This window comes from Nocardia sp. XZ_19_369, from assembly GCF_015355715.1.
Taxonomy (GTDB): domain Bacteria; phylum Actinomycetota; class Actinomycetes; order Mycobacteriales; family Mycobacteriaceae; genus Nocardia.
Genome location: NZ_JACVED010000001.1, coordinates 97,624 through 106,792, shown reverse-complemented (window position 1 = coordinate 106,792; position 9,169 = coordinate 97,624). Strand labels below are relative to the sequence as shown.

Below are 9,169 nucleotides of genomic sequence, written 5' to 3'. Positions count from 1 at the left end.
GGACCAATATGCGGCAATCCGCCTGTGAAGAGCACAAACTTGCTCTTCACAGGCGGATTGGCCAGCACGTTCAGCTAGCCTCGGGCGGAATCCAGCAGGACTTCAGTTGCCCCCGTTCGACAACGTTGGAGGTGCCGTATAGCGATGCCGATGCCCCACGCTGACCATTGGACGGCTGCTGACCTCGACAACATTCCCGAAGACGGACTGCGTTACGAGGTGTTGAACGGCCAGCTCGTCGTGAACGCCGCACCCAAGCCGCGGCATCAACTGCTGATCAAGGGTTTGGAACGCGCGCTCGACGCAGTCGTGCCGTCCGGTCACATCGTTGTAGAGGGCCTCGGAGTGCTGATCGGTGACGACGAGCCGATCCCGGATCTCATGGTGGTGACCGTCCCCTTCGATCTGGATGACCGCGGGATCCCGGTGGAGCAGGTGAAGCTGGCGGTCGAGGTGGTCTCCAAATCGACAACCCTGCAGGACCGGATGGCGAAGCCGGTTCTCTACGGCGAGGCAGGAATTCCGAACTACTGGCGATTCGAGATCAACCCGTTCAGAGGCCAGTTGTCCGGCGAGTCCCTGCCGGTTCTCTTCGCCCATGAGCTCGGTGACGACAAGACTTACGAGCTGACGCACAGGGTGGCGGCCGGCGACACCGTCACCCTGCGTAGCCCATTCGAATTCACGATTGACCCCGCAACACTGCTGCCCTGAGCGGCAGCTGCTCGGGTCAGTGTTCGACGCTGATCATGTGTTCCTCGGCGAATACCTTGCGGCACACCGGGGCACAGAAGGCGTAGTCGGTGCCGTTGTGGGTCAGGGTGATCCGGGCGGTGGCCAGTTCGACCGGCATGCCGCAGACGGGGTCGATGACGTGGCCTTCGGGGGCATCGACCGGGGTGGCGGTGGCTCGGTAGTCGTCGGTCATCAGCTTGGTGATGTCGGAGATGGTGGTTTTTCGGCCGAGGGTGCCGATGTTGTGTTCGCGGAGGCCGATGATCTGGACCAGGCAGTGCGGGTCTCGGGTGAGGCGGGTCGGGTCGGGTTCGGTCTCGGCGATGGCGCGGGTGATCAGCGGGATGACGTGGTCGCCGAATTCGCTGGTGTTGCTCCAGGCGCCGGGGACCGTGAGGCGCACCAGGTAGCGGGGTGCGTCGGCGATGCTCGGACCGCCGGTCACCCAGGTGTCCGGCGTGCGTACGAGTACGTGGGTGAGTTCGCGCGCCTTCGCCATCACCGAGTCCGGTGCTGCCGGTTCGGTGGTCAGGTCCCGCAGGATCCGTTCGGCGAGTTCGTGTTTCCGGTCGCTGGTCAGCTGTTCGTCGGCGACGAACAGTTCGACGGTCATCATGGCAGTGCTCTTTTCGCTGGGGCGAGGGTGAGGGTGACGATCAGGAGGAAGGCCAGCAGCGCACAGGTGGTGCGGGCGAAGTGGAAGGCCTCCCAGCGGGCGAGGATCGCGGCGTAGTCGGCCGGCGGTGAGCTCACCGCCCACACCTTGATGTGCTGGTTGATCGGTATGTTGCCCAGCCGGGTGATCAGGAACGAGGAAACGGCCAGTGCCGCAGCGGTTCCGGCGAGCAGGCGGTCGCGGCCGGTGGTCCGGAATGCCAGCACCAGGCAGCTGAGGATGGTGAGGCCCATGAGTGACTGCATGACCAGGCCGTTCACCGACATCAGGGCGGTGTGGAAGGTGAAGCGGACGTCGAGCGGGACCTTGCGGAACGCGTAGAGGACATTCACGGCGCCGTACCCGAACGCGCCGGCCAGCAGGCCGCCGAAGGCCAGCGCGGATGCTCGTGCCAGAGCGGGCTTTTGGACGATGGTCAACGGCGGTGCTCCGACACAGGTGCCAGCGCGAGCAGTTCGTCGACCGACCATTGATCATCGACGTGTACGCCGTGTTTGGCCGCGAGGACGCGACCATCCGGCGCGATGAGGAAGTCGGCGGGGAGGCCGAGGTTGCCACCCTCCGGCTTGGTCGGGGGAGCGGGTTGCTTTTTGCGGAGCGTGGCGAGCGCGGCGTGCGCTACACCGCGCAGGATCGTGGGCCAACCGCGCGGGTCGAGCAGCGCGCGCGGTGACGATTCGACGCCGAACTCGCGGTACAGCTCGCGGGTGGGATCGGCGATCAGGTCTAGCGGGATGTCCTCGGTGTACTTACGTAATTCTGCTGCGCTGGAATGGAATACGACCACTTCGCGAATGTTGGCGGCTGTGATCTCGGCCCGGCGCGCGACGATCGAACGCAGGTGCAGATTGCAGACGGGGCAACCGGCGAATCTGCGGAATTGCAGGTGTATCAGGCGATCTGGATCGGGGACGGGCACGGGTGTGTCGGAGATGGTGGTCAGTACCCGGTGGGAGACAGAGGTCGGTAAAGACATGAGCGCTTCCTTTCGTAGGCGTACCTTGTACGCCTACGTCCAGTATGCGCGCAGCTTGTACGCTGTCAACCCATGCCACGTCCTCGTTCGCTGACGAAGTCCGATCTCGGCGTCGCCGCGCTCGCGGTCATCGACCGCGACGGGCTGTCCGCACTCACCATGCGGGCCGTGGCGAAGGAACTGCGGATGGCCACCATGGCGCTGTACCGCTACGTGTCCGACCGGGAGGAACTGGAAATCCTGGTCGTCGACGAGGTGCTCGCCGGGATCGACGTCTCGACCCCGGCCGATTCGCACTGGCGCGACCGCCTCACCACCTTGCTCGAGCGGATGCGGGCGGCCATCTCCGCGCACCCCGCGACGGTGCCGCTGGTGCCGCGGCACCGGAAGAACTCGACCGCCACCCTGCGCTGGATGGAGGCCATGCTCGCGGTGCTCACCGAAGGCGGGTTCGCGGGGGCCGATCGAGTAATCGCGCAGCGCACGCTGGTCGCGTTCCTGCTCGGGTCCTTGGAGAACGAGCACTACGCGTCGATCAATGCCCCCGCGACCACGGCCATCGCGCGGCTGTCGCCCGAGGAGTACCCGACGCTGACCGCGACCGCCGCGCAGGCCCGAACGATGTCGGTGGACGACGAGTTCCGCGGCGGCCTCGCCATTGTGTTGCGCGGGTTGGCGGCCGGGCGACCCGGCTAGGTGAACGACGGTGTGTAACGGTCCAGCCAGATCGCGAAGTCGAGCAGCTGCTCGAGATCGAAGCGATCGGGCTCGTTGAGCTGGTCGGCCGGGCGGTCGACGGCCTTGGTGACGGCGTCGTAGTCGTACAGCTGGAAGACCGGATGTTGCTGCGTGGCAAGCAGATCGCTCGCCTGTGCGCGCACCGACTCGGTGTAGGCCACATCCTTGGTGATCGGATAGTGGCTCTTGACGCGCTCGACGACCGAGCGCGGCAGGATATCGGCGGCGGCCGCACGCAGCAGGCTCTTCTCCCGTCCGTCGAAGGATTTCAGCGACCACGGCGCGTTGTAGACGTACTCGACCAGGCGGTGGTCGCAGTAGGGCACGCGGACTTCGAGGCCGACCGCCATGCTCATCCGGTCCTTGCGGTCGAGCATGGTGCGCAGGAAACGGGTGAGGTGCAGGTACGAGGCCTGCCGCATCCGGAACTCCAGCTCGCCCTCGCCGTCCAGCCCGGTGACCTCGGCGGCAGCGTCCGCGAAGCTGTCGGCGAGATAGGTGTCGAGATCGAGCGCGGCGGTCAGGTCGGGATCCAGCAGCCTGGTGCGCTGCACGAACGCCTGCGGTAGCACCGACAGCCACGGGAACGTCGTCATCCCGTGCGCCTCGGCCTCGGCGAACCAGCGATAACCGCCGAAGAGCTCATCGGCGGACTCGCCGGACAGTGCGACGGTCGAGTGTTCGCGAATCGCCTTGAACAACAGGTAGAGCGACGTCTCGCTGTCGCCGAAGCCCGTGGGTATGTCGCGGGCCGTGACCACGGCGGCCCGGACCGCCGGATCGGACAGGGCGGCGCCGTCGAGCACGATGTCGCGATGTTCGGAGTCGACATGCTGGGCGACGGCGCGGGCGAAGGGCGCGTCCAGGGTGACCCGCCACTCGTCGGGCACGAAATCCCGCTGCTGGTTCTGGAATTCGACACTGAAGCTGCGCAGCCGCTCGCCGGAGTCGCGCAGGTGTCGCGCGGCGAGGGCGGTGAGCGCGGACGAGTCCAGTCCGCCGGACAGCAGGACGCACCGCGGGACGTCCGAAATCAGCTGCCGGGCAACGGTATCCTCCAGCAGCTCGCGGACGGTCCGCACTGTTGTCGCGCGATCGTCGCGGTGCTCCATGGTGCGCAGCGACCAGTAGGTGGTGCTGCGGATGCCGTCGCGGCCGACGGTCAGCACCGTGCCCGGCGGCACCTGCCGCATTCCTGTCCAGAACGCCTGCTCCGGGCGGACGATCGTGGTGAACAACTCGCGCAGGCCGTCCAGCCCGATCCGCTTGTCGGCCAATGGATTTGCCAGGATCGCCTTGGGCTCGGAGCCGAAGAGCAGGCCGTCGTCGGTGGGGTAGTAGTAGAAGGGTTTGATGCCCAGCCGATCGCGCACCATGACCAGCTGCTCGGTGCGTGCGTCCCAGATGGCGAACGCGTACATGCCGTTCAGTCGCTCGGCGAAGGCCGGGCCCCATTCCAGGTATGCCCGGAGCACGACCTCGGTGTCGGACTCGGTGGTGCACCGGTGGCCGCGGGCGCGCAGTTCGGACCGCAATTCGCGGAAGTTGTAGGTCTCGCCCGAATAGACCATGGCGACAACGCCTTCCGGCGTGTCGATGGTCATCGGCTGGGTGCCGCCCGCCAAGTCGATGACGGCCAGTCTGCGGTGGCCGAGGGCGGCGTGCGGCGCGATCCAGACGCCGCTGTCGTCGGGTCCGCGGCACGCCATGGTGGCCGTCATCGCGTCGAGGGTTTCGGTGGTTGCTGTCGAGAAGTCTCGCTGAAAGGAGACCCATCCGGTGATTCCGCACATGCCACAATGCTAGAGCGACTCTAAAAATAGAGCAACTGTAAGTTTGAGGTTGATATAGTAAGCTGCTGCCCATGGGTGAACCGGGGTTGCGCGAGCGCAAGAAGCAGCGCACCAGAGTGGCCATTGCCGAAGCGGCGTACCGCCTGTTCGAGACGAAGGGCTACGACGAGACGACGGTGACCGAAATCGCTGCGGCCGCGGATGTTTCGCCCGCCACGTTCTTCAACCACTTCCCGACCAAGGAGGCGGTGCTGTTCGCCGAGGGCGGCGCCCTGCTCGACGTAGGGCTCGCGACGATCGAGCAGCGGGACGCCGCCGCGAGCGTCGGCGAGGTGCTGGCCGATGCCATGCGGGCGATCCTCGCGGAGATGGTGGGCGGGCCGCGCGATCCGAGCGGCGAACTGGAGGCTGCGCGCCTGCGGCTGCTGATGTCGGTCCCCGCGCTGCGCGGGGCCACGTTGCAGCGCCTGTTCGAGGTGGAGGACCGGCTGGCTCGGGCATTGTGTGCGGCATTTCCCGGACAGCTGGACCCGGTACGGGCGGCGACACTGGTGGGTGGGTTGTGCGGCGCGATGTTCGCCGGCGGTCGCGCCGCGCTGCGCGAGGGTCGCGTGTTCCAGGCTGCGGTCGACGGCGCGATCGACCAGACAATCAGGGCCGCAACGGATCTGGCCCGCTGAAGACGAGTCGCCGCACTACGCGACGACTCGCCTCGGTGGTTCAGTGGAACAATGCCGCGACGTCGACGGTCTCCGCCATGGCGCGGTGGCCCGCGTCGTTGAGGTGCATGCCGTCACCGCTGTCGTATGCCGGGAGGATGAAGTCCGGGCGTTGCGGGTCCTGCACCGCGCGGGCCACGTCGAAGACGGTGTCGAAAACGTCGGTGCTGCGCAACCATTCGTTGACCTCGCGCCGGGTCGGCAGGGTCTGCTCGATCGGCATCCCAGGGTAGACGCAGCCCGCGTAGGGGCCGATGGTGGCGGCGTGCATGGTCAGGCCGGCGTCGTGGGCGCGGCGGGCGATCTCGATGAAACCGGCGATCAGTTCTTCGGTGGTGGCGGGTGCTTCGCCCGACATGCCGCCCAGGATGAGGTCGTTGATGCCGAAGTTGATCAGCACGCTGCTGACGCCCGGGGTGCTGAGGACGTCCCGGTCGAACCTGTCCAGGCCGGGCACGCCGATCTCGTTGGTCAGCAGTCGATTTCCGCCGATGCCCTGGTTGACGACCCAGCCGCGGTCGAGTCGGTCGTTGAGGGCGTCCACCGAGCGGCGGTTCGCGCTCATGGTCGAGCCGACGCCTTCGAACCACGAATCGCCGAGCGCGACGGCGACGGGGGTGTTCACAGGAGCGAGTACGTCGACACCGGTGACGTAGAAGCGCGCGGGAACCTCCTCGGCAGCACCGAGATCCGGTTGCGCTGCGACGTTTCCGTCTGCGACATAGGCGATTTCACTGGGCTCGTGCGAACGGGTCGCGAGTCCGGTCTGCTCGGGCAGGTACAGGCTCAGCGTCAGATCGGTGCCCGCGGCGACGGTCAGCTCGACCGGATCGCTGATCGCCGCACCGCCCGCCGGGATGGTGACCTGGTCCGCGCCGTCGAACCGCAGGACGGTGTCGGTCTCGGCGATGATCTCGTTGCCGGTCTTGCGCAGCGCGACGTGCGCGGCGCCGATCACCAGTGGATCCCGCCCGTACAGGTTGGTGAGCCGGACGCGGAGTTGCTCGCCGCCGCCGGCCAAATGCAGCACCTGACGCACGGTCTGGTCGGCGAAGGTCCGTGATTCGCTGAGCTTGACCTGCTCGTAAGGGCTGATGACCGCGGAACGGAAACCGGCGACCCAGGCGGTGGTGTCAGACATCGAATGCTCCAGTAGTTGTTGTGAGGAATAATGCGTATGCATATTTCTAGTACGAAGTATTCCTCATGTCAACTATCCGCGAAGCAATCAGTACGGGGTAGGTTGGTGGCATGGATGCGGACCTGTTCGACGACCCACGGCTGACCACCATGGGCCTGCTGTTCGAGGCGCACGAAGGGCTGGTCACCAAGTTGACGCCGGTGTATAAAGCGCACGGTCTGTCCGGACTGGATATGAATGCGCTGATGCGCCTGAGTCGTTCGCCCGATCGGCGGCTGCGCATGACGGATCTGGCCGCCCAGACGGCGCTCTCCACCAGCGGCGTCACCCGCCTGGTCGATCGGCTGGCCCGGCACGGGCTGGTCGAGCGTGCGCTCGACCCCGGCGATCGGCGCGGTGCGTACGCGGTGCTGACCGAATCCGGCGCGCAGCGGCTCGCGCAGGTGCTGCCGGACTATGTCGCCGCGGTCGAGCGCTGGTTCACCGGACTGCTGACGCCCGCGCAACTCGACGGGCTGATCGGTGCGCTCCGTGTTGTTCGCGACACCACCAATCCCGAGGCGACGCTGGGGGCCGAGGGGCAGTGATGCTCAGTCGGCGGATTCGCCGAGGAGTCGTTCGAGTCCGTCCAGGATGAGGTTCAGGCCGAAGGTGAAATCCGCTGTGCCCGAGTGTTTTCCGTCGATGACCAACTGTGACAACGCGTTCATGTACGGAAACTGATCCGCCGGTATCCGTGGCAGGAACTGTGCTGCGGCGGAGGCGTACTCGTCCGGTTGCAGCGGAAAGTTCACCTCCTGCAAGGTGAATCCGTAGATGTGGCTGTCCATCGCGTTCCACGCTCGGTCGGCCTGCTGGTAGGAGAAGCCGGCCGAGCGGAGACAGCCGACGGTCGCGTCCACGTAGCGCAGCATGGCGGGGCCGACATTGAGCCGCGAGCCGATCAAGCCGGTCGCCCACGGATGTCGCAGCAGCACCTCGTGCGCCGACATGGCCCGTGCGCGCATGGCCGCTTTCCAGTCGCCGCCGATCTCGGGGGTGCCCATCTCGGCGACCACCAGATCGGCGATGCCGTCGAGCAGGTCGTCCTTGTTGGTCACGTGGTTGTACAGCGACATCGCCTCGACGCCGAGCGTCTGGGCCAGTTTGCGCATGGACAATGCCGCGAGGCCATGCTCGTCGGCGAGTCGAACGGCGGTGTGCAGCACCTTCTCCCGGCTGAGCGGTGCGCGCGAGGTGCCGTGGGCGGCGGTCTTGGGCATGGACGCCTCTCTTGACGGACTTACGGTGTAAGCGTACCGTCCGGGGCGAGGGACTTACGCTGTAAGTAACCGTTTCACGCGAGGAAATCCCATGTCCGAGGCGCACAGCCCGCAATCCACAGTCGATGTCCGCACGATGACGGCGATCGTCGCGCCGCGCTACGGTACCGGCGCGGTGCTCCGGACCGAGGTAGTCGATCGGCCGAATCCACGCGCCGACGAGGTTCTGGTCCGGGTGCGGGCCGCGTCGGTGAGCCAGGGCGATATCCACCTGCTCACCGGCACGCCCTATCTGCTGCGGCTGGGCTTCGGCCTGCGGCGGCCCAAGGATGCGATCATCGGGCACGACCTGGCCGGCGAGGTGGTCGCGGTCGGCGGCGAGGTGACCGGATTCCGGCCCGGTGACAGGGTATTCGGTGCGGCGGATTCGGGAGCCTTCGCGGAGTACGTGTGCGTCCCGGAACAGCGGCTCGCCCACGTTCCCGACGGGCTCGCCATCGAAGCGGCTGCGGCGCTGCCCGATTCGGGCATGACGGCGCTGCAAGGGTTGCGCGATGCCGGTCGGCTTCAGGCCGGGCAGACGGTGCTCGTCAACGGGGCCTCGGGTGGGGTCGGCAGTTTCGCGATCCAGCTCGCCAAGGCGTTCGGCGCCGAGGTCACCGCCGTGTGCAGCACCCGGCACATCGAGGTGCTGCGCTCGTTGGGTGCCGACCACGTAATCGACTACACCACCGATGATTTCACCGTCGGCGAGCAACGGTATGACGTGCTGCTCGACCTGGTCGGCAACCGATCGCTGCGGGACTGCCGCCGAGTACTGGCCCCGAAGGGTGTCTTCGTCTCCTCGGCGGGCGCACCCGGCGGGGACTGGGCGGGGCCGGTGCTGTGGATGGGAAAGGTGCTGCTGGCCAACCTCTTCGCGAGTCAGCGGATCGCGCTACTGCTGATGCGCCCACGCCGTGCGGACCTGGAGTTCTTGGCGGAGTCGGCGGCCGACGGCACCCTCCGGCCGCTGATCGAGCAGAGCTTCCCCTTGGCGAAAACAGCTGAGGCTGTGCAGCACGTGCTCACCGGGCACGCCCAGGGCAAGACGGTGATCGTCGTCTGAGCTAGGGCCTGTCGCAAAGTC

At 66.8% G+C, this 9,169-nt stretch carries 11 protein-coding genes; 5 read left to right on the top strand and 6 right to left on the bottom strand.

All coding sequences use genetic code 11. The features are described from left to right. Positions 1–150 precede the first annotated feature (150 nt). Positions 151–714: a Uma2 family endonuclease gene (locus IBX18_RS00530; RefSeq protein WP_228540238.1), complete on the top strand. Its 564-nt coding sequence runs from the start codon at positions 151–153 to the stop codon at positions 712–714. Positions 715–730: 16 nt separating this feature from the next. Here the strand turns inward: IBX18_RS00530 and IBX18_RS00525 are convergent, their stop codons facing one another. Genes IBX18_RS00525 through IBX18_RS00515 form a run of 3 tightly spaced genes read right to left on the bottom strand, consistent with a single transcriptional unit; the run spans position 731 to position 2,387 of the window. After that, a complete protein-coding gene (locus IBX18_RS00525) occupies positions 731–1,351 on the bottom strand; it encodes a YHS domain-containing protein (protein WP_194831860.1) in 621 nt (206 codons plus the stop codon). Next, a complete protein-coding gene (locus IBX18_RS00520) occupies positions 1,348–1,830 on the bottom strand; it encodes an anthrone oxygenase family protein (RefSeq protein ID WP_228540237.1) in 483 nt (160 codons plus the stop codon). The genes IBX18_RS00525 and IBX18_RS00520 overlap by 4 nt, the downstream gene beginning before the upstream one ends. Then, positions 1,827–2,387, bottom strand: coding sequence for a peroxiredoxin-like family protein (locus tag IBX18_RS00515; protein WP_194831858.1), 561 nt, complete (start codon positions 2,385–2,387; stop codon positions 1,827–1,829). Before IBX18_RS00515 ends, IBX18_RS00520 begins: the two co-directional genes overlap by 4 nt. A 72-nt stretch (positions 2,388–2,459) precedes the next feature. Between IBX18_RS00515 and IBX18_RS00510 the strand changes: the two genes are divergently transcribed. Further along, the gene (locus tag IBX18_RS00510; RefSeq protein ID WP_194831857.1) at positions 2,460–3,083 is read left to right on the top strand and encodes a TetR/AcrR family transcriptional regulator; all 624 of its coding nucleotides are present in this window, start codon (positions 2,460–2,462) and stop codon (positions 3,081–3,083) included. Here IBX18_RS00510 and asnB read toward each other — a convergent pair. After that, a complete protein-coding gene (gene asnB / locus IBX18_RS00505; RefSeq protein ID WP_194831856.1) occupies positions 3,080–4,918 on the bottom strand; it encodes an asparagine synthase (glutamine-hydrolyzing) in 1,839 nt (612 codons plus the stop codon). The genes IBX18_RS00510 and asnB overlap by 4 nt on opposite strands. Before the next feature lie 71 nt (positions 4,919–4,989). On the opposite strand from asnB, the gene IBX18_RS00500 reads away from it, so the two are divergent. Next, on the top strand, positions 4,990–5,598 hold the full coding sequence (locus IBX18_RS00500; RefSeq protein WP_194831855.1) for a TetR/AcrR family transcriptional regulator: 609 nt from the start codon (positions 4,990–4,992) through the stop codon (positions 5,596–5,598). Between the two features lie 40 nt (positions 5,599–5,638). On the opposite strand, the gene IBX18_RS00495 is transcribed toward IBX18_RS00500, so the two are convergent. After that, entirely contained in the window at positions 5,639–6,778 is a 1,140-nt protein-coding gene (locus IBX18_RS00495; RefSeq protein WP_194831854.1) for a GDSL-type esterase/lipase family protein, read from the bottom strand. Between the two features lie 110 nt (positions 6,779–6,888). Here IBX18_RS00495 and IBX18_RS00490 point away from each other — a divergent pair, with 110 nt between their 5' ends. Next, positions 6,889–7,365, top strand: a complete 477-nt coding sequence (locus IBX18_RS00490) for a MarR family winged helix-turn-helix transcriptional regulator (RefSeq protein ID WP_194831853.1) — start codon at positions 6,889–6,891, stop codon at positions 7,363–7,365. 3 nt (positions 7,366–7,368) lie between these two features. Here the strand turns inward: IBX18_RS00490 and IBX18_RS00485 are convergent, their stop codons facing one another. Beyond that, complete coding sequence (locus IBX18_RS00485; protein WP_194831852.1) at positions 7,369–8,040, bottom strand: TetR/AcrR family transcriptional regulator C-terminal domain-containing protein; 672 nt, start codon at positions 8,038–8,040, stop codon at positions 7,369–7,371. Between the two features lie 91 nt (positions 8,041–8,131). Between IBX18_RS00485 and IBX18_RS00480 the strand changes: the two genes are divergently transcribed. Next, positions 8,132–9,148: an NAD(P)-dependent alcohol dehydrogenase gene (locus IBX18_RS00480; protein ID WP_228540236.1), complete on the top strand. Its 1,017-nt coding sequence runs from the start codon at positions 8,132–8,134 to the stop codon at positions 9,146–9,148. Positions 9,149–9,169 lie beyond the last annotated feature (21 nt).